Source organism: Streptomyces sp. A1136 (assembly GCF_004795055.1).
Classification (GTDB): domain Bacteria; phylum Actinomycetota; class Actinomycetes; order Streptomycetales; family Streptomycetaceae; genus Streptomyces.
The window spans coordinates 233,694-254,621 of sequence record NZ_SSBJ01000006.1 but is presented as its reverse complement, the minus strand read 5'-3'; the positions used below and the strand labels follow the sequence as shown (position 1 = coordinate 254,621).

General features: G+C 68.7%; 13 protein-coding genes. 1 reads left to right on the top strand and 12 read right to left on the bottom strand.

Going from position 1 to position 20,928, the window contains the following annotated elements; genetic code table 11:
- Positions 1-7: 7 nt before the first annotated feature.
- The 3 genes from E6R62_RS08385 to E6R62_RS08375 all read right to left on the bottom strand — a co-directional run bounded on the left by E6R62_RS08385 (position 8) and on the right by E6R62_RS08375 (position 7,446).
- The gene (locus E6R62_RS08385; protein WP_136212674.1) at positions 8-4,447 is read right to left on the bottom strand and encodes a glycosyltransferase; all 4,440 of its coding nucleotides are present in this window, start codon (positions 4,445-4,447) and stop codon (positions 8-10) included.
- On the bottom strand, positions 4,444-5,625 hold the full coding sequence (locus tag E6R62_RS08380) for a CDP-alcohol phosphatidyltransferase family protein (protein ID WP_136212673.1): 1,182 nt from the start codon (positions 5,623-5,625) through the stop codon (positions 4,444-4,446). The genes E6R62_RS08385 and E6R62_RS08380 overlap by 4 nt, the downstream gene beginning before the upstream one ends.
- Before the next feature lie 222 nt (positions 5,626-5,847).
- Positions 5,848-7,446, bottom strand: a complete 1,599-nt coding sequence (locus tag E6R62_RS08375; protein WP_136212672.1) for a hypothetical protein — start codon at positions 7,444-7,446, stop codon at positions 5,848-5,850.
- 159 nt (positions 7,447-7,605) lie between these two features.
- Here E6R62_RS08375 and E6R62_RS08370 point away from each other — a divergent pair, with 159 nt between their 5' ends.
- Positions 7,606-8,676: an LCP family protein gene (locus E6R62_RS08370; protein WP_136212671.1), complete on the top strand. Its 1,071-nt coding sequence runs from the start codon at positions 7,606-7,608 to the stop codon at positions 8,674-8,676.
- A gap of 31 nt (positions 8,677-8,707) precedes the next feature.
- Here E6R62_RS08370 and E6R62_RS08365 read toward each other — a convergent pair whose 3' ends face one another.
- The 9 genes from E6R62_RS08365 to ngcE all read right to left on the bottom strand — a co-directional run bounded on the left by E6R62_RS08365 (position 8,708) and on the right by ngcE (position 20,873).
- A complete protein-coding gene (locus tag E6R62_RS08365; protein WP_136212670.1) occupies positions 8,708-10,204 on the bottom strand; it encodes an amino acid permease in 1,497 nt (498 codons plus the stop codon).
- Positions 10,205-10,312: 108 nt separating this feature from the next.
- The gene (gene dxs / locus E6R62_RS08360) at positions 10,313-12,229 is read right to left on the bottom strand and encodes a 1-deoxy-D-xylulose-5-phosphate synthase (protein ID WP_136212669.1); all 1,917 of its coding nucleotides are present in this window, start codon (positions 12,227-12,229) and stop codon (positions 10,313-10,315) included.
- 253 nt (positions 12,230-12,482) lie between these two features.
- Positions 12,483-13,703 (bottom strand): sugar ABC transporter permease, encoded by a 1,221-nt coding sequence (locus E6R62_RS08355; protein WP_240801551.1) that lies wholly within the window; start codon positions 13,701-13,703, stop codon positions 12,483-12,485.
- 95 nt (positions 13,704-13,798) lie between these two features.
- Positions 13,799-14,587 carry an ATP-binding cassette domain-containing protein gene (locus E6R62_RS08350; protein ID WP_136212720.1) on the bottom strand — a complete coding sequence of 263 codons (789 nt, stop codon included), beginning with the start codon at positions 14,585-14,587 and terminating at the stop codon, positions 13,799-13,801.
- 225 nt (positions 14,588-14,812) lie between these two features.
- The gene (locus E6R62_RS08345; RefSeq protein ID WP_136212668.1) at positions 14,813-15,925 is read right to left on the bottom strand and encodes a sugar ABC transporter substrate-binding protein; all 1,113 of its coding nucleotides are present in this window, start codon (positions 15,923-15,925) and stop codon (positions 14,813-14,815) included.
- A 117-nt stretch (positions 15,926-16,042) separates the two neighbouring features.
- Positions 16,043-17,257, bottom strand: coding sequence for an ROK family transcriptional regulator (locus E6R62_RS08340; RefSeq protein WP_136212667.1), 1,215 nt, complete (start codon positions 17,255-17,257; stop codon positions 16,043-16,045).
- 259 nt (positions 17,258-17,516) lie between these two features.
- On the bottom strand, positions 17,517-18,443 hold the full coding sequence (locus E6R62_RS08335) for a carbohydrate ABC transporter permease (RefSeq protein ID WP_136212666.1): 927 nt from the start codon (positions 18,441-18,443) through the stop codon (positions 17,517-17,519).
- 14 nt (positions 18,444-18,457) lie between these two features.
- Positions 18,458-19,402 (bottom strand): carbohydrate ABC transporter permease, encoded by a 945-nt coding sequence (locus tag E6R62_RS08330; protein ID WP_136212665.1) that lies wholly within the window; start codon positions 19,400-19,402, stop codon positions 18,458-18,460.
- A 22-nt stretch (positions 19,403-19,424) separates the two neighbouring features.
- Positions 19,425-20,873 carry an N-acetylglucosamine/diacetylchitobiose ABC transporter substrate-binding protein gene (ngcE, locus tag E6R62_RS08325; RefSeq protein ID WP_136212664.1) on the bottom strand — a complete coding sequence of 483 codons (1,449 nt, stop codon included), beginning with the start codon at positions 20,871-20,873 and terminating at the stop codon, positions 19,425-19,427.
- Positions 20,874-20,928: the final 55 nt, after the last annotated feature.

Sequence of the window (20,928 nt, the reverse complement as noted above, 5' to 3'; positions counted from 1 at the left end):
GTACCTCTCAGAACTCCCCGAAGCCACGTGCTCCGAGGTACAGCTGCGCCCGCTGGTCACCCACGGCGTTCGCATCCATCGTTTCGATCACCTGGTAGGCGCGCTCGCAGTTCGAGGTGTCGCGCAGGACGAAGAACTCCTCGGCGCGCTGCCGGTACCGGGGCTCCACCTCGAAGTTCCGGTCCATGATCGCGATGATCTCGTCGACCGCGTGGTCGACGGTACGGCAGGCCGGACCGAAGCCGTCGCGTGCCAGGTCGAAGTAGCCGCGCTTGTAGTGCTTGCTGTAGAAGGACTCGTCGTCGAAGTTCGTGTAGACGATGGGCTTGCCCATGTAGGCCACGTCGAAGAAGACGGACGAGTAGTCGGTGACCAGCATCGAGCACTCGCGCATCGCGAGCTGCACGTCCCGGCCGGTCGAGGACACGGTGATCGACGGATGGTCGATCTTGAAGTGGTTGAGGTAGGGCCGGATCTCGTAGTGCGGCATGAACTCCAGCTCGACGCCGTGGTACTGGAGCGCCTTCAGCAGCCGCTCGTTGCGCAGCAGCGAGGAGAAGAACCGGTAGTACTCGGACGCGGGGAACGGTATCTCCGGCTTGGCCGCCCTGTTGTAGGACGGTGCCACGATGTCCCGGCGCCAGGTCGGCATGACCAACACCCGTCGCAGCCCCGGCACCGGCTTCAGGGCGTCGAAGCGCGGCAGGCCCGTCGCCGCGACGCGCTCGTATCCGTATCCGCAGTGCTCGGCGTAGTAGGACCGCTCGCTGCGCCCCGTGGTGAGCACCATGTCGACATTGGTGGCCTGGCCGTGGACCGAGGCGACGACGTCGTTGTAGACGACACCGTGCTGGAGGAACACCCGCTTGTAGCGCAGCAGGTCGCCGTACCCCCGCAGGAAGGCGCGCTTGTGCAGGCCCGGGAAGCCGAGGTAGGCCTCCAGGTCGTAGGCGTTGATCAGGCGTTCCGCGTGGAGCAGGTACGCCCGGTGCTTCCACGACAGCCGGTCGATGACCTGCCCGTAGCGGGCGACCTTGTCCCAGTCGGGGGAGTCTCCGTTGATGGAGTAGTAGATCTTGCACTTGGGCCGGTTCTGCCGGATCCAGGCGAACAGGTGGTAGCTGTTGTCCTGCGCGGTGTCCTCGCGCTCGCCGATGATCCATATGCCCCGGCCGTGCAGGTAGGGGTAGGTCAGCCAGTACATCAGGCGGGTGCGCCAGCCGGGGCGGCCCGGGAGCGAGTTGCGCACTTCCCGACCGAACCGGCGCAGCTTGTCCTTGCGCCGGGCCAGGAGGCCGCGTACCCAACGGACGGTGACCTGTTCGTCCTCGTCGATCGACAGGACGAAGCGCTGCCGTCCCGAGGTGTGCACCCCCTTGAACCGGTGCAGCATCTGCCGGGCCGCCACGTGGATGTCGTGGTGGAGCTCTCCGTTGAGCACGCGGACGGTCAAGGTCAGCTCCGCGTTGCGCAGCGCGTCGAGCGCGGACGGGCGGACCGTGGCGCGCCAGCCGGAAAGCCAGTCCTGGTTCTTGCGGGTACGCCAGCGGTCGCGCCGGTAGACCTGCTCCACGGGAATGGTCACCTCCCGCTCCCCGTCGGACAGCACCAGCTGGACGCGGTTGGTGAAGGCGGTGTCGATGTCCACACCGGAGAAGACGAGGAGCCCTTCGAAACGCATCTCGTCGTCGTCCCAGACGAACGTCTCCAGGACGGCGCCGGCCCGCTGGATGCGCAGCAGCTTGGTCGGCACCGGGTCGCTCGCGAGCCTGCGGTACATCCCCTCTTCGTCCAGGAAGAGGGTGGGCAGGTAGTCGGGTCTGCCCAGCGGGTCGTCGAAGAGGTCGAGGTTGCCCGTGACGATCGCGTGGTGCTGGACCTTGGACTGGGGGTGCGTCGCGTACTGGAGGATCACCTCGTCGGGGATCTGGCCGTAGACGGATCTCAGCAGGGGGAGGACCGCGGCGAGCTCCGGTCTGCTCATGATCCGGTGCATGTTGCGGACGTAGGGCTGGGTCGTACGGACCACGAATCGCTGGGCCAGGCGCACCACGCGGGCCGGGGCCCCGCGGACCGAGTCCAGGACGTACGCGGCCAAGCGGACCCGCTCCACCGCCTTGGCGGGGTCGTTCCAGGGGTGGTCGAAGAGCGAGTCCTGCTTCTGCTCCTCGCGTTCGAAGAAGCGCGCGTCCGGTGCGATGGTCACCGACTTCGCGTACAGCACGGCCGGGACGGTGAACCAGTCGTCCTCGGGGCCGGGGCCCGGGCCGCAGCGGAAGCCGTGCGCACGGACGTGGGAGGTCTTGAAGAGCTTCGCGCCGAGCAGCGTGGAGAAGACGAGGTACGGGGCGTCCGCCAGTCTGCGAACGGGCTGCTTGGCACTGAAGTACCGCTGCCACGGCTCGTCCGCGCCGCGCCACGGGCCCGGGAAGTTGTCCGCCTGGCCCACGACCACGTCGGCGCCCCGGACGCGGCGGGCCGCCGTGAGCAGCCTGCCGACGGAGTCCTCGCCGAGGATGTCCCGGGCGCGGGCGAACATCACGTAGGGGGCCGCGACGTACCGCAGCCCGTGGTCGAAGGCGGTGCGCACGCCGAGGCGGTGCTGGGTGACGACGACGGCGTTGCGGTAGTAGGCGGCGAAGGCCGCCAATTGCCGCGCGGTGCTGTCGCTCGACCCGTCGTCGACGAACACCACCTGGGTGCCGGGGAAGCTGCGCTGCGCGACGAGCGAGGAGAGGAACTCCCGCAGGTGGTACTCGTCGTTGTGGCACTGGACGACGATCGCCGCGTCGTACTGCTCGGGCGGCGCGACGGGGACGGCCGGGGCGACGTCCTGCCACCACAGCCAGGGGGTGCCCCGCTCGGAGGTGGTCACCTGCCGTCGCTCGGTCTCCGGGCGCAGCCCCAGGTTGCCGCTGACGGTCTCGTAGACCTCCAGGACTCCGGCCTTGCCGGGGTGGCGCAGGCCGGTGACGTCGAGGCCGCTGATGTTCAGGGCGGTGGAGGCGCGTTCGCCGTCGTGGCGGAGCTGGACGAAGAAGTTCCAGTGGCCCGCCTGGTCGGCCTTGTCCACGGCGGAGGCGAGGTCCACGGTGCTGTGGTAGCGGATCCAGTCCGCGTCGATCTCCACGCCGGAGACGGGGAAGCGGTAGTCCGTCTTGGTGCTGCGGCGTCGCAGCACCGCGATGAGCTCGACCTTGTCACCGGGGTGGAACCGGCCGAACTGGTTGCGTATCGCGCCCGAGATGTGCAGTTCGCCGTCGACCAGCTCGACCGACGTCGCCTGGTTGTACAGGCGGGCGTCGGCGAGCTTCTGACCGGTCAGTTCCAACTCGGTGACGTCGAGGAACCGCTCGGCGTCGGGGTGGCCGAGAAGCGACGCCGACCAGAACACCCGGCCGTCCCGCTCGACGATGTCGGAGCTGATGACGCTGCGGCGGCGCATGTAGTCGGAGGCCGAGACCGCGATGTCGACCCGGCCGTGCATCAGACCGAAGGCACGCACCCGCTCCATTGGTCCGCACAGCTCGAAGGCGGCGGGTTCGAGCGTGTGCAGGTACGGGGCCACGGCGGCCAGGAAACCGTTGTGGTAGGCGCGGTCGGAGGTGCGCAGCTCGGGGGTGTAGAGCCGCAGGTCGTGCGAGAGGAACTTGGCCGCCTTGCGGGCCAGCAGGTCCGGGCGGCCGACGCTGTGCAGGAAGCTGTCGGTGTACTGGTGGACCAGGACGCGGTCGCGGATGCTGCGCAGTTCGCCCCGCCGATTGGTGATCGAGGGCTGGTCCGACTCCCGCTCCCACATCCACCGATAGACGGGGGTGGCGAGGATGGTCAGGGACCGGGCGTGGAAGTTCGCGACCGTGGAGAAATAGGTGTCCTCGAAGAAGACGCCCTCGGGGAAGCGGATGCCGAAGCTGTCGAGGAAGTCCCGGCGGTACAGTTTGCCGGCCGCGATCGGGTCCTCGAAGAGCTCCGGCATCGCGCCCAGGCCCCCCACCGTCTGCTCGGCAGGGTACAGCTGCGGCTGCCAGACGGTGATCTCGTCGGTGGCGAGGTTGATGCGCACGACACGGCCGGCGGTGACCTCGGAGCCCGTCGTGAGGGCGGAGGAGAGCAGCGTCTCCACGGCCTTGAGCGGGAGCTCGTCGTCCGCGTCGAGGAACATCACGAACTGGCCGGAGGCGGCTTCGATGCCGTTGTTGCGGGGGGCGCCGCAACCGCCGCTGTTGTGCGATCGCTCGATGACGCGGACCCGACCGTCCTGGCCGGCGAACTGGCGGGCGACCCCGAGGGTGTTGTCGGTGGAGCAGTCGTCGACGACGAGCACCTCTATGCCGCGGTGCGTCTGGGCCAGGGCCGACTGGAGCGCTCGGGCCAGCGTGGCGCTCGCGTTGAAGGCCGGGATGACGATGGTGACGCGGTACTGCGATGTGTCGACCGGGAAGCTCATCTGGGGTGGCGCTCCGGTTCGGCGTAGTCAGGTCGCGGCGACGGCTGGGACGGGATCTTGTGCAACTGCATGGTGTCGGTCACACCACCTGTGTACTCGTCCGTGTAAGGCCGCGGGTAAGGCTGGAAGCCGGGGTCCTCGTACGGCTCGGGCGCGGGGAACATCTGGTCGGCCCGCATCGCGCGCGCGTCCTCCTCGCCGCGGCGACGGTGACGTCCGGCGTGCAGATGGGGGGCGATGGAGCCGGCGCGCGAGGGGGTGTTGCCCGGGTCCAGCCGTTCCATCGTGCGCGTGAAGTCGCGGGTGGAGAGCCAGAACTTGAACATGATGACGAGCTCGAAGGCGCCCATCAGCACGGCCGACACGGCGGTGGTCCACAGCACGTGGCCGATGACCGGGCCGACGATGAAGATGAACATCTGGAACTCGATGCCGCTGATGAGGTGCGGCCGGATGCGGCTCTGCACCAGGGCGTGGCGGACCCGTGCGTACCAGGGGAAGCGCTCGCGGAACTGCTGGTGCAGGTCGATGACCTCGGCCTGGTCGGTCTCGGCCTTCTCCCGTTTGAGGGCGTCGGCCTCACCCAGGGGGTTCTCCCGCAACAGGTCTTCGATGAAGACGACCTTCCGATCCTCCTCCTCAAGCCCCTGCTCCGCCTGGCGGGCGAGGGTGACCGCCTCGATCTTGTTCCGCATGGACATGCGCATCTTGTAGATCTGGAGTGCGTCCACGTAGCGGAGCATGTCGAGGAAGATCACGGCGAGGGCCGCGAGGAGGTAGATCTCCTCGTCGTGGATGAGGAACTGCCCACCCATCAGGGCCAGCGCGCAGAAGAGCACGCGGATGCGGTCGAAGACGTAGTCGAGCCAGCCGCCGAAGATGGTGCCGTTGCCCTTGAGGCGGGCGAGCTTGCCGTCGATGCAGTCGAGGATGAAGCTGACGTGGTAGAGGCCCGCGCCGATGCACAGGGAAAGCCAGTCGCCCTGGAGGAAGAACCAGGCCGAGCCGAGGCCCACGTAGAGCGCGGCCCAGGTCACGCGGTTGGGCGTCACGAAGTTCCAACGGGCGAACAGACAGACGAGGCGGGTCGCTACCGGGTCGACCAGAAGGACCGTCCACCAGGCGTCCCTTTTCTTGCAGGTCAGCTTCTGGACGGCCTTCAGTGACAGCTTGGACATAACCCCTCAGTCGTCAACGGCGTCGAACCTGGCCTACAGGGGCGCCAACGCTCGAACCCACGAGCACGGGCGACAGCAGGCGCCGCCACCGTGACGCCAAACGTTCACCTGTGTTTTAGATAAAGGGCGCTGAACGACCATAACAAGTCACATGTGACGCCAGCCAGAGCGCGAAATGACAACTGCTGACACCAAACCCAGTGTGAACCACCAGAATCGCCCTTACTGGACGTCCCAGCGAGTGAACTCCAGGCCGGTAGGTCCCAGTTGCTGCCGGGCCACACGCAGTCTCCCGTCCGTTCCGACTGTGGCGATCACCACACGGCCCCGGCTGTCGAATGCGGCCGCGGGCGGCACCAAAGAGGGCTCTCCCGACTCCGCCCACCACACGCCCGTGTCCGGCCGCCCGTCCGGGTGTGCGCCGATGACCGCCACTCCCCCGGCGCCGCCGCGTACGAGGACCGTGCAGCCCCACCCCTGGATGTCGGCGCCCGTCACCCCGCCGATCGGGCCGACCCCGTCCGGCCCGCCGAGGCCGATCGGCGCCTGCGCACCCGGCCACCAGACGCAGACCTCGTTGCTGGCGGCGTAACGGAAGCGGACGAGACCCGCCTCGGGGGCCGCGGAGAGGCTCCCAGGAAAGGGGCTCACCGGGATCCGGCGGTCCTCCATCCACCCCGACGCCGCGTCCCGCCGGTACCAGTGCACGGCGGCCCGGGCGTCGCGCGCCCTTGCCACCATGTGCACCCCGCCGTCGCCGGCCGGGAAGGCGGTCAGTTCGTCGGCGGTCCGCATGCCTCCGAGCGTTTCCCAGCCGCTCAGGACACCCTTGGGGGACTGCCTCCGGGCGCTGACACTATGCCCGAAATTGCGGACGAAGAGGTGCAGTACGCCCGCGGCGTCGAAGGTGGCCGCCGGGAAACCGACTTCGCGGGCCTTCTGCCAGCTCGCGCCGTTGGGGTTGCCGATCGATGTCCAGGGCCCGACCGGACGGCCCGTCTGGTACTGGGTCGCACACACCACCTCGACGGCGAAACCGCCTTCCCTGCGCTTGGACCGGCTCAGCCCGATCAGGTGCGCGTAGCCCTCGGGGCCCCGTAGCACGGTCAGCCCGGGCATCAGTTCCGGGCCCTCGAGCAGCTCCGGGCCCCGCCACCTCTCTGACTCGGTGGCCCCCTCGGTCCAGCGGACCACGCCGGCGGCCGTGGGCAGGTAGGCGGACAGCCGACCGTCCGTCCCGGCCATCAGCCACCGGGTGGGCAGCGGGTAGCGCGTGCATGCCTCGGCAGGCAGGCCGGCCTCCACGCCGGCCCTGCGGCACTCTACGAAGACCGGTGTGCCGACGGCCAGTTGGTAGCGGCGGGCGGCTCTCAACGCACTGCGGGCCACCCGGCCGCGCGCCTCCGGCTCGTTGACGACCGGCAGCTTGCGTTCCTTGTCGATGTCGTCGTGAACGGGATCCGGATCGAGGGTCCGCACGCGCAGCGGCCCGATGTCGTGGAGGGTGTCGAGGATCCGGCCGGTGAGGTTGCCCGCCTCGGCATCGAGGAAGAACGGTTCTCCGCGGAAGACGCAACCGCGTCCGCGCGCCTCGGTGACGGCCGCTTCCAACGCGCGGTACTCGGCGTCACCGCCGCCGTCGAGGCAGACGACCGCGATCACGGAGCCGGCCGGTTCGGAACGGATGAAGGGGACGGCATCCGCGGGGCCGGCCACGACGATCGCCACCGGCGCCGCGCGGCCGGGTCGCGGACCGGTACCCGGCAGCGGTTCGCGGGACGTCTCACCGCGTCGGGCACGGCGTCTGGTTGCTCGGGCCACGGCTTCCTCTCCTCCTCCCTGGCGCCTCGCGGACTCCGGGACTTCCGCTTCGCGACGGACCAGGAGGACGATAAGCGCTCTCCCCTGCGACTCAGAAATCTGCTTATAGTGCAGCGGCATCCGGACGTCCGCCCCAGGCCCCCCGAGGATTCGAGCAGTATGACCCAAGACACCGCCACCCGCAGGCGCCGCAGGACCGCGGACCGGGGGCCGCGCCCGCGCAAGCGCCGGGCGTTGAGGATCGTCCTGCTCGTGGCCGCCGTGCTGATCCTGGGCACCGCGGGAGCCGGCTGGTGGGCCTACAGCCACCTGAACGGCAACATCGACAGCGTCGACCTGGACCGGGCGATCGGCGACAACCGCCCGCCCAAGGTGGTCGAGAACGCCCAGAACGTCCTGGTCCTGGGCTCCGATTCACGGGCCGGCGCCAACGGGGAGCTCGACCACGGCGACGTCAGCGGAGCCCGTTCCGACACCGCGATGCTGGTCCACATACCCGAGGGCCGGTCCAGGGCCACCGCGGTGAGCATCCCCCGCGACACCCTGATCAGCCGGCCCGAGTGCAAGGACAAGGACGGCGCCACCGTGCCGCCCGCGAACCGGGTCATGTTCAACTCCGTCTACTCGGTGGCCGGTCCGGCCTGCGTGGTCAAGACCGTGGAGCAGCTCTCCGGCATCCGCGTGGACCACTTCGTCGAGGTGGACTTCGCCGGTTTCAAGGAACTGGTCGACGCCCTCGGCGGGGTCACAGTCACCCTCGACAAGCCGATGAGCGGAGCCAAGGGCGGCCTCAAGCTGGACGCGGGCACGCACCGGCTGGACGGCACCGACTCGCTGAAGTTCGTCCGCACCCGCTACGGCTACGGCGACGGCAGCGACCTCGGACGCATAGGGCTCCAACAGAAGTTCATGCTGGCCATGCTGGCCGAGATGAAGAAGCAGGACGCGCTGGGCAACCCGGCGCGGCTCTACAAGCTCGCCGACGCCGGCACCAAGTCGCTGACCACCGACTCCCAGCTCGCCTCGCTCACCGCGCTGGCCGACTTCGCGCAGAGCATGAAGGGCGTCGATCCGGAGACGATGGAGACCATCATGCTGCCGGTGGCCTACGACAAGGTCGACCCCAACCGGGTCATCGTCGCCCAGCCGCAGGCCTCCCAACTGTGGGACGCCCTGCGCGCGGACCAGAAGGTCCCCGCCTCGGCGAAGGACTCCCCCGCCAAGGGCTGACCCCTGACACCCGGCCCGCGCGCCCCGGCGACTAGAACTCCGCCGCCTGGCCCGCGCGGGCGAGGCGGCTGTTGCGCCGGCTGTACAGGAAGTAGACGACGAAGCCGATGACCATCCAGACGCCGAACCGCAGCCAGGTCTCGGCGGGCAGGTTGAGCATCAGCCACAGCGACGCCGCGATCGACAGGATCGGCACCACCGGCACCCAGGGAGTACGGAAGGCCCGGTGGAGGTCCGGACGGGTGCGGCGCAGGACGATGACGCCGAGGGCGACGACCACGAACGCGAACAGCGTGCCGATGTTGACCAGTTCCGCTAGCTTCTCCAGGCTCGTGAAGCCCGCGATGACGGCGATGAGCACGCCGAGCGTGATGGTCGCCCGGTAGGGCGTGCGGTACTTCGGGTGGGTGACGGAGAAGAAGCGGGGCAACAGTCCGTCACGGCTCATCGCGAAGAACACGCGGGTCTGGCCGAGCAGCAGGATCATGCACACCGTGATCAGGCCGACGGACGCCCCGAGGCTGATGGCGCCCGAGAAGAAGGGCTGGTTCACGGATTTGAAGGCTTCGGCGAGCGGGGCGGTGGCCGACATCTGCGTGTACTTCTCCATGCCGGTGACCACCAGCGTCACGGCGACGTAGAGCACCGTGCAGATGACCAGCGAACCGAGGATGCCGCGCGGCATGTCCCGCTGGGGGTTCTTGGTCTCCTCCGCCGCGGTGGCCACGACGTCGAAGCCGATGAAGGCGAAGAAGACGAGGGAGGCCGCGGTGAAGATGCCCATGACACCGAAGTTGGTGGGGGCGTAGCCGAAGATGAGCTGCACCAGGGGCGCCTTCCAACCGCTGCCCGGGGGCTGCTCCTGGGCCGGGGGGATGAACGGCTTGTAGTTGTCCGCCTTGATGAAGAACAGGCCGGCGACGATGACGAGCAGCACGACCGTCACCTTGATGGCGACGACGATCGCGGTGATCCGGGCCGACAGCTTCGTCCCCACGACGAGGATCGCGGTCAGCACCAGGACCAGCAGGAAGGCCAACAGGTCGAAGGTGCCTCCCCCGTCGGGCCCCGACAGCGCGGCGGGCATGTCCCAGCCCAGGTTGGTGCTCAAGAGGTGGCGTACGTACCCGGACCAGCCGACCGCCACGACGGCGGTGCCGAGGGCGAACTCCAGCACGAGGTCCCAGCCGATGATCCAGGCGGGCAGTTCGCCGATCGAGGCGTAGGAGAAGGTGTACGCCGAACCGGCCACCGGCACGGTGGAGGCGAACTCCGCGTAGCAGAGCGCCGCGAGGGCACAGACGATGCCCGCCGCGACGAAGGCCAGGGCGGTGGCGGGTCCGGCGTTGTTGCGCGCCGCGATGCCCGTGAGGACGAAGATGCCGGTGCCGATGATGACGCCGACCCCGAAGACCGTCAGGTCCCAGGCGGAGAGCGACTTCCGGAGCGCGTGTTCCGGCTCTTCCGTGTCACGGATGGACTGCTCCACCGTCTTGGTCCGGAAGGGGCTTTTCAGATTCCTGCTCACCGACGCACCTCCGGCGGGTGACGAGGCACACGAGAACGGGCCGGGAGGCCCACCCCCTCAAGGGTGATCTCCCGGCCCGTCGCGTGCAACCGCGCGCGGCCCGTTCGGTCAGTCGACGGTGGCGGCCGGCTCGTTGTCGTAGCGGCCGTCCAGCTTGGCGACCAGGCCCGTGACCTGCCGGGCGATGTCGGGCGCGGTGAGCCCGATCTCGGCGAGGATCTCCTTGCGCAGCGCGTGGTCCAGGAAGCGCTGGGGGATGCCGAAGTCGCGCAGCGGTACGTCGACACCCGCGTCGCGCAACGCCTGCGACACGGCGGCGCCCACGCCGCCGGTGCGGCCGTTGTCCTCGACGGTCACGACCACGCGGTGCCGCTCCGCGAGCGGGGCCAGCGCCTCGTCGACGGGCTTGACCCAGCGCGGGTCGACTACGGTGGAGGAGATCCCCTGCTTGTCGAGCAGGTCGGCGACTTCCAGGCACATCGGGGCGAGCGCGCCCACCGAGACGAGCAGGACGTCGGGCCGGGTGACCTCCGGTGCCGGGGCGCGCAGCAGGTCCATGCCGCCGATCCGGCCGACGGCCGGGACGGCCGGGCCGACGACGCCCTTGGAGAAGCGCACGACGGTCGGCGCGTCCTCGACCGCGACGGCCTCGCGGAGCTGGGCGCGCAGCTGCTCGGCGTCGCGCGGGGCGGCCAACCGCAGGCCCGGGACCACCTGGAGGATGGACATGTCCCACATGCCGTTGTGGGAGGCGCCGTCGTCGCCGGTGACACCCGCCCGGTCCAGGACGAAGGTGACCCCGCACTTGTGCAGGGCCACGTCCATCAGGACCTGGTCGAAGGCGCGGTTGAGGAAGGTCGCGTAGACCGCGAAGACCGGGTGGACGCCGCCGGTGGCGAGGCCGGCGGCCGAGGTGGCGCCGTGCTGCTCGGCGATGCCGACGTCGAAGATGCGGTCCGGGAAGGCCTCGGCGAACTTGTTGAGGCCGACCGGGTGGAGCATGGCCGCGGTGATGGCGACGATGTCCTCGCGCTCGTGGCCGAGCTTGACCATCTCGTCGGCGAAGACGGAGGTCCAGCTGGCGGCGGCGGTCTTGACCGGCAGGCCGGTGTCCGGGTGGATGACCCCGACCGCGTGGAAACGGTCCGCCTCGTGTTCCAGGGCCGGGGTGTAGCCGCGGCCCTTCTGGGTGAGGCAGTGCACGATGACGGGGCCGCTGAAGCGCTTGGCGCGCTGGAGCGCCGACTCCAGGGCCTCGATGTCGTGGCCGTCGATGGGGCCGATGTACTTCAGCCCCAGGTCCTCGAACATGCCCTGCGGGGCGATGAAGTCCTTCAGGCCCTTCTTGGCGCCGTGCAGGGTCTCGAAGAGCGGCTTGCCGACGACCGGGGTACGTTCCAGGAGTTCCTTGCCGCGGGCGAGGAAGCGCTCGTAGCCGTCCGTGGTGCGCAGGGTGGCCAGGTGGTTGGCCAGGCCGCCGATGGTGGGCCCGTAGGAGCGCTCGTTGTCGTTGACGACGATGACGAGCGGGCGGTCCTTGGCGGCGGCGATGTTGTTGAGGGCCTCCCAGGCCATGCCGCCGGTCAGCGCGCCGTCACCGATGACGGCGGCGACGTGGTGGTCCTCGCGGCGGAGCACCTCGTTGGCCTTGGCCAGGCCGTCGGCCCAGCCGAGCACCGTGGAGGCGTGCGAGTTCTCGATCACGTCGTGGTCGGACTCGGCGCGCGAGGGGTAGCCGGACAGCCCGCCCTTGGAGCGCAGGTTCCCGAAGTCCTGGCGGCCCGTGAGCAGTTTGTGGACGTAGGCCTGATGGCCCGTGTCGAAGAGGACCTTGTCCTTGGGCGAGTCGAAGACCCGGTGCAGGGCGATCGTCAGTTCGACCACGCCGAGGTTGGGGCCGAGGTGCCCGCCGGTCTTGGAGACGGCGTCGACGAGGAAGGACCTGATCTCGGCGGCGAGCTGAGTGAGCTCCTCCTGACTGAGCCGGTCCAGATCGCGCGGTCCCTTGATGCGGGTCAGCAGCACCCGTGCCTCCTTGCAGTTGCTTGCTGGTCTGTCGAGTCTAATGTTCCGCTCGCGACGAGCATCATCGGGCGATACCGGGACGGTCACGCCTTTGACATACCTGTACACGTCCTTGCGAAGTCACACATCCCAAACGGGCCCATACCCACACAGTCGTACGCACACATGTACGCACACGTGCCCGGCGCCACACGAAGTGGCGCCGGGCACTGTGACGGTTCTTACCGCCGGGTCACCCCCGGCGACCGCGCCGTCAGGCGCGTCCGGCCGTCTTCTGGGTCTTGCGGGTGACCGAGTCGATGACCACGGTCGCCAGCAGGACCGCGCCGGTGATCATGTACTGGATCGGCGTCGCGATGCCTTCCAGGGCCAGACCGTACTGGATCGAGGTGATGACCATGACGCCGAGGAGGGCGTTCCAGGTCCGGCCCCGGCCGCCGAAGAGGCTGGTGCCGCCGATGACGGCCGCCGCGATCACGTTCATCAGCAGGTCGCCGGCGCCGGCGCTCTGGTTGGCCGCCGCGATCTTGGACGCCCAGAAGAGTCCGCCGATGGCGGCGAAGGTGCCGGCGATGGAGAAGACCGCGATGCGGATGCCGGTGACGTTGATGCCGGCTCGCCGGGAGGCCTCGACGCTGCCGCCGAGCGCGAAGATGTTGCGGCCGAAGGAGGTACGGCGCAAGGCGAAGTCCGTGCCGACCAGCACGACCAGGAAGAGCACCACCGCGAGCGGGAGGCCCTTGTACTGGTTGAACACCGCGGCCGGGCCGAAGGTGAACACCGCGAGCACGGCCGTGCGCAGCACGATCTCGCCGAGCGGCCGGGAGGGGACGCCCGCGGCCTGCCGGCGGCGGTTGTCGAAGAAGGAGGCCAGGAAGTAGGCCGCCACGGCGATCGCGGCGAGGCCGTAGGCGGCGGCCACGTCCGTGAAGTAGTACGTGGTGAGCTGCCCGACGACGCCGTCCGGGTCGAGGTTGATCGTGCCGTTGCTGCCGAGGATCTGCAGCATCGCGCCGGACCAGAACAGCAGGCCCGACAGGGTGACGGCGAAGGCCGGGGCACCGATCCGGGCGAAGAAGAACCCGTGGATGGCGCCGATCAGCGCGCCGCCCGCGACGGCGACCAGGATCGCGAGCCACTCGTTCACGCCGTGCGTGACGGCGAGGACGGCGACGATCGCGCCGGAGACACCGCTGACCGAGCCGACCGAGAGGTCGATCTCGCCGAGCAGCAGCACGAAGATGATGCCGACGGCCATCATGCCGGTGGCGACCATCGTGATGGCGATGTTGGTGAGGTTCTCCGGGGAGAGGAAGTTCGCGTTCAACCCCTGGAAGATGCCCCAGATGATGATCAGGCCGAGGACGACCGGGATGGACCCGAGGTCGCCGGCCTTCATCTTGCGGCCGAACTCGCTGAGGTAGCCGGCGAGGCCCTGCTCGCGGACGAGCAGGCGCGGGTCCACGGCCGGGATGGCGTTCGTCGCGGCGGCCGGGTTGACCGGATCGACGTGCTGCGCCTGGTCGGCGGGACCCTTGTCCAGCGGACCGGCGGGAGGATTCTGGGTGCTCACTTGCGGGCCTCCCCGGTGCGGGCCGCCCGACGGGTCACGGCGTTGTCCGTGGCCCCGGTGATGGCGGAGATGATCTCTTCCTGCGAGGTGTCGGCGACGCTGAAGACGCCGTTGTTGCGGCCCAGCCGCAGGACCGCCACCTTGTCGGCGACGGCCTTCACATCGGCCATGTTGTGGCTGATGAGGATGACGGCGTGGCCGCGCTCGCGCAGCCGCTCCACCAGGTCGAGGACCTGGGCGGTCTGCTCGACGCCGAGGGCCGCCGTGGGCTCGTCGAGGATGACGAGCTTGGGCTCGCCGAGCATCGAACGGGCGATCGCCACGGTCTGGCGCTGACCGCCGGACAGCGAGGCGATGGGAATCCGGACGCTGGGTATCCGGATGGACAGGGTGGTCAGGAGCTCGCGGGCGCGGCGCTCCATCTCCACCTCGTCGAGGACGCCGCGGCGCTTGAGCTCGCGGCCGAGGAAGAGGTTGCCGACGACGTCGATGTTGTCGCACAGCGCGAGGTCCTGGTAGACCGTCGCGATGCCCAGGTTCTGGGCGTCGTGGGGCTTGGTGATGGAGACCGGGCGGCCCTCCCACTCGATGACTCCGTCATCGATCGGGTGCACGCCGGCGATCGTCTTGACCAGCGTGGACTTGCCGGCGCCGTTGTCACCGACGAGGGCGACCACCTCACCGGAGTGGATCTCGAGTTCTACGTCGGTCAAGGCCTGAACGGCGCCGAACCGCTTCGAGACCCCTCGCAACGCCAGCACGGGCGCAGCGGACACATGAACCATCTCCTTCGCCGCCTGACCGGCGGGGATGTCGTGCAAAAGAGCAGGAACGCGAATGGGGCTGGGAAATACAGAGGGAACGTTTCTGTACCGGCGCCCCGCGGATGGCGGGGAAAGGGGGCGGGGCGCCGGACAGGCGGGGGGTCGTCCCGTTCGGGGCGACGTGGCCTTCGGTTCGGGCGGAGGGCTTCGGTTGAAGCCCGGCGCCTCGGCCTCGGGCCGGGGCCTTTACTTCAGGCCGATGGCGGCGCAGGCCGCCGCGTACTTGTCGGTGCAGATCTCGTCGGTCGTGTAGACGCCGTCCTTGACGACGGTGTCCTTGATGTTCGCCTTGGTGAGCGAGACGACCGGGATCAGCACGGACGGGACGCCCTTGGTGGTCGGGCTGTCGACGTTCTGGTTGACGATGTCGCTGATCTTCTCGTGCTTGGCGAGCGCCACGGCCATCTCGGCGGCGGCCGAGGCCTCCGGCGCGTACGGCTTGTAGACGCTCATGAACTGCTCACCCGCGACGATGCGCTGCACACCGGCGAGCTCGGCGTCCTGGCCGGTCACGGGGGGCAGGGGGGACAGACCGGCCGCCTTGAGGGCGGTGATGATGCCGCCGGCCATGCCGTCGTTGGCCGAGTAGACGCCGATCACCTTGTCCTTGCCGATCGCCGAGAGGGCGCCCGCCATGTTGGTGTTGGCGTTCTCCGGCTTCCACTCCTTGGTGTCGTACTCCTTGCCGATGGTCACCTTGCCGTCGAGGACGGAGTGCGCGCCCTTCTTGAACAGGGCGGCGTTCGGGTCGGTGACGGAGCCGTTCATCATGACGATCTGGCCGTCCTTGGCCTTGTCGCCCAGCGCGTCGAGCAGCGCCTTGCCCTGGACCTTGCCGACCTCTTCGTTGTCGAAGGAGGTGTAGGCGTCGATCGGGCCCTCCGCGAGGCGGTCGTAGGCGACGACCGGGATGCCGGCGTCCTTGGCCTTCTTGACCGAGCCGGCGATGGCCTTGGCGTCCACCGCGTCGACGATCAGGACGTCCACCTTGTTGGTGATCATCGTGTCGACCTGCGAGTTCTGCGTGGTCGCGTCCTGCTTGGCGTTGGCGTAGACCACCTTGGCCTTGCCGCCGGTGAGGTCGGCGACCTTCTTCTCTATGAGCGGCTTGTCGAACTTCTCGTAACGGGCCGTCTGGTTCTCGGGAAGGAGCAGGCCGACGGTGACCGCGTCACCCTTGGCGGCAGCCGATTCCTTCGCCTTGTCGCCGGACTCCTTCGCGCTCCCACATGCGGCGAGGGAAACGGCCATGGCGCCGGCGGCGACGGCAACAGCGGCTCTGCGCATACGAGTGTTCATTGGTTGAACCTCCCTGACGAGGCCGCAGCAGTGCGGCCGAGGTGGATGCGAGTCAACCCCGGCCGCAGTTTGCCGTCAAGGAGTGAATCCTTAACGAGATGACAACGGTGCCATCCGTTATCTAACTGAAGACAACAGGGCGGGAGCCCGTACTCCGATTCCATTTTCCGCCAAAAGCGTCGAATCGCCCATCTCGCTCAGCACGAGGGCCAACGCGCCGAGCACCTCCGCGCGCCCGCCGAGCGAGCCCGTGAGCACCGACAGTTGCCGGGCCGCGCTGGGGATCGCGTACCTCCCCACCGATTCACGGATGGGGGCCAGCACGAGTTCACCCGCCTCGGCGAGCGAGCCGCCCAGCACCACCCGACTGGGGTTCAGCAGGTTGCACAGGCTGGCCACGCCGCTGCCGATGTGACGGCCGACGTCGGTGATGACCCGACGGCAGCCGGGGTCGCCCTCGCGGGCCAGTTCGACCACCCGTTCCATCGTCAACTCCGGCCCGTGGCTGCCCTGGAGGAGGGGCAGGACGTAGCGGGCGGCGGCGAAGGTCTCCAGGCAGCCGCGGTTGCCGCAGCGGCAGACGGGGCCCGATTCGTCGAGGGTGATGTGCCCGATCTCGCCCGCCGTGCCGCCGGGTCCGCGGTAGATCTGGCCGTTGATCACCAGGCCGGAACCGACACCGCTCGCGACCTTGATGTAGGCGAGGTCCTTGACCCCGCGACCGCTCCCCCAGACCAGTTCCCCGAGGGCGCCCAGGTTGGCGTCGTTGTCCACGTAGACCGGTACGCCCAAACGGCTGGACAGCTCCCGGCGCGGATTGATCCCCGCCCAGCCCGGCAGGATCGCGGTGGAGCCGAGGGTGCCGGATTCCACGTCGATCGGGCCGGGGACGCCCAGGCCCACGCCGATGACCTTGTCGCGTCCCACCCCCACGCCTTCGATCAGCCGTCCGACCAGCGCTTCCGCGCGGTCGAAGCCCTCCGTCCAGGAGGCGTCCACGTCCAGCGGCTCCGAGTCCTCCGCGAGTACCTGGTGGGCGAGGTTGCCCACGGCGACCCGCAGGTGGGTGTGACCGAAGTCCACGCCGATCACGATGCCCGCGTCCCCGCTGAGCGAGACGCTACGGGCCCGCCGGCCGCCCGCGGAGGTGTCGGTGACCTCGACGGTCCCGCCTTCCTTGAGCTCGCGGACGATGTTGGAGACCGTGGCCGCCGACAGTCCGGTGGCACGGGCGATCTCCGCCTGCGTCAGGGAGCCCGCCAGCCGGACGGCCCGTACGACGCGTTCGAGGTTCGCGCGATGCAGCGACGACTGCGATCCGGGAGTCTGCACGACTCATCCACTCCTGCCCATAAGCGACGGCGGACCGTCGCCCCCCGGCCGGCGATCAGGGCTGAGTGCTCCGAGACACCGGCGTCTCTCCAACTTGTGAACCTTAAGTCGAGCCTTTGGCTCTCCAGACGTCAAGAGGCTGACGCGGCACGAATCGGTCACCAGGGGATGTTTATGGGACGAAGCCACTCCATATCGTGAGACGGCCGCCGCGGGCCCCGGGCCGGTCCGACCCCCCGGGGCCCGCCCGCGGGCGTCGCTACTTGAGGGTGGCGGAGGTCAGACCGGCCTGGATCTGGCGCTGGAAGGAGAGGTAGACCACCAGCATCGGGATCATCGCGATGGTCACGCCGGCGAACAGCACCGGCAGGTCCGTCTCGTATCCCATCTGGTACTGGAGCTGGATCAGGCCTTGGGTGAGCATGTAGCGCTCGGGGTCCGAGCCGCTCTGGGGCTGCATCAGCACGGAGGGCAGGATGTACTGGTTCCACTGGCCCAGGACGTTGAATATCCCCACGCTGATCAGGCCGGGCTTGGCCATCGGCAGCATCACCTGGAAGAAGATCCGGGTGTCGGACGCCCCGTCGATCACCGCGGCCTCGTGGACCGCCGTCGGCAGCGTCCGGAAGAACGAGTGCATGAAGAAGACGGTGAACGGCATCGAGTACGCCACGTACACGAGGATCAGGCCCTGGTACGTGTTGAGCATGTCGAGGCGCTTGACCATGAAGAACAGGGGGACGAGCGCCAGGAAGACGGGGAACATCGCCCCGCTGACGAAGAAGTAGTAGACGACCCGGTTGCCCGGGAAGGGGTAGCGGGCCAGCACGTACGCCGCCATCGACCCGAGCAGCATGGTCAGCGGCACCGAGAACACCAGCACGATCAGCGTGTGGGCGAAGTAGTCGCCGATGCCCTTGTCCCAGGCGCGGGAGAAGGCGTCGAAGTGCCAGTTGGAGGGCAGGCTCAGGGCCGAGCCGCCGATCTGCGAGTCGGTCTTGAAGGAACCGAGGGCGAGCCAGATCAGGGGCAGGACGATCAGTATCGCCCAGACGGCCAGGAACCCGTGCGAGAAGACGTTGAGCACCGTGCCGTCGGAGCGGCCGCCGCCGCCCTCCTTGGCGCGGCCGGCGCCGCCGGGCCGCTCGGTGGCGCCCTCTCCGGGGGCCTTGATCACTGTGGTCATCGGTGTCTCCCCGCTCAGAACTCGATGCGCTCGCGGCGGGTGGCGCGCAGCGTGACGATGGAAAGGATCATGGTCAGGACGAGCATGACCACGCCCATGGCGCAGGCGTATCCGCTCTTGCCGAAGTAGAGGAAGTTGCGCATCAGCACCGTGGCCATGACCTCGCTGTGGTGGTCCGGGCCGCCGCCGAACTGACCCGAGGTCATGGTGGACACGAGGACGAACATGTCCATGGCGGCGATGCCCAGGTAGACGGCGGAGGTCTGTACCGAGTCCCACAGCAGGGGCAGGGTGACCTTGAAGAAGGTCTGGGCCCGGCCCGCGCCGTCCAGCAGCGCGGCCTCGTAGATGTCCTTCGGGACGGACTGCATCGCGGCGGAGAAGAGCACCAGGTAGAAGCCGACGCCGTGCCAGACGACGACCATGAGCAGGCACCACAGCACGAGGTTGGGCTCGTTGAGCCATTCGACGGGGCGGGTCGGGTCGACGAGGCCGAGTTTGACGAGGAAACCGTTGAGCAGGCCGCCCCCGTCGCTGCGGTACACGGCGCCGAAGAGCACGGCGAGGATGGCGAGGGAGAGGACCTGCGGGAAGAAGTAGACGATCTTGTAGATTCCCGATCCCCGGACGCCCCGCACCCCGCCGGCGCCGCTGCGGCCGCCCGCGTTCACCATGAAGGCGAAGAAGAGGGCGAGCAGGATGGTGATCACCGGGACGAACACCAGGAGCAGCAGGTTGTGCCACAGGGCGCCGCGGAAGACCTCGTCCTTCATCAACGCCGCGTAGTTGTCGAGGCCGACGAACCCGAACGTCGGCGACTGCCCGGACCAGTTGGTGAAGGAGTAGCCGAACGTCTGGATGTAGGGCCAGATGACAAAGGTCAGGTAGAGCGCGAGCGGCAGGATCAGGAAGCCGGTGATGAAACCGCCCCCTCCTCTGCCGCGGGCAACGTGGCTCATGGTGTCCGTCCCGTCCGTGACGTCAGCTGCGGCGGTTGTTCTTCGCGTTCGGGTCCTTGGCGGCCTTGTCTACCGCAGCCTGGGCCCGCTTGATCCATTCCTTGGGCTGGATCCGCTGCGCCATCAGCTCATTGGACGCGTTCTGGATGTCGGTGTCCATTTCGCTGTACCAGTCGGGGTACAGGTAGTTGAAGGTGTTGGTCCCGGCCGCCTTGACCGCCGCCACCGCCGACTGGGTGCCCGGACGCAGCTTGACGTCGGGGTTGACGCCGTCCTTGACGACGGTGAGGGAGTTGGCCTGCTGGGCGAAGGTGGTCGACCATTCGCGTGACAGCATCGAGCGCAGGAACTCCAGTCCGCCGGCCTTGTTGGCGGCCTTCTCGGGGACGATGAAGGGCTCGCCGGCCCCGGCGCGGATGGCCTCGAAGGGCAGCTTGCTGTCGGCGAGCAGCGGGACCGGCAGGAACTTCATGTCGAAGTCCTCGGGGGTCTGCTTGAGCTGCTCGTTCTCCAGCCAGGAGCCGGAGGGGATGAAGGCCGCCTTGTACTGGTTCCAGGCGGTCTGGGACTCCGTGTGGGTGAGGCCGTTGGTGCCCGGCATCAGCAGGCCCTTCTCGACGACCTCGTACACCGCCTCGACCGCCGCGAGGGCGGCCGGGTTGCCCTCGAAGGCGTTCGGTTCGAGGTTGTCGATCGCCTTCATCGCCTCCAGACCGCCCTTCTTGGCGATCAGGTCCATGATGACGACGTTGATGTAGTACGGGTACTTGCCCTGGTGGGCGAGACCGCCGATGCCGGCCTCCTTGGCCTTCGTACAGACGGCGAGGAACTCGTCCCAGGTCTTGGGCTCGGTCCAGCCCTTCTCCTTGAAGAGCTTGCCGGAGTACCAGAAGCCGAACACGGTGTAGACGTAGTAGAGGGCGACGAACTTGCCGCCCTGGGTGCCCTGTTCGACGGTGCCGGGGATCAGCATGTCCCGGACCTTCTTGGACGGGTCGTCCAGGGAGGGCGCGTCGAGGACCTGCGTGAGGTCGGCCAGCTGACCGCCCTTGGCGAGGACGTCGACCTTGATCTGCTGGGCGCCCGAGTCGTCGATGACGTCCGGCGGGTTGCCGCCGTTGAAGCGCGGCTGGAGCTTGCCGGTGATCTCCTGGGTGCCGAGGTGGGAGCTGGTGGTACCCCACTTCTTGTCGAAGGCGGTCTCCCAGGCCTTGGCGTAGTCGTCGCCGAACCCGCCCTTGAAGACGACGACGTCCATCTTGCCGCCCTTGGCCACGCCGAAGGGGTTCTCCTTGGAGACGGCTCCCTTCGCGGGGCCCTTCGTCGTCGTGTCGCCGCCGGAGGCGCAGGCGGAAAGGAGGCTCATCGTCGGGACGGCGATCAGGCCGAGTGCCGCGGAGCGCTTGATCAGGTCCCGGCGGCCGAGGCCCTCACCGGTGCTGTTCTCGCCGTGGGCGGAGGTGGATCCCATGCTCAAGTCCTCGCCTTCGTCAGGGGTGTGAAGGAGGAAGGAACACCACGGCGGC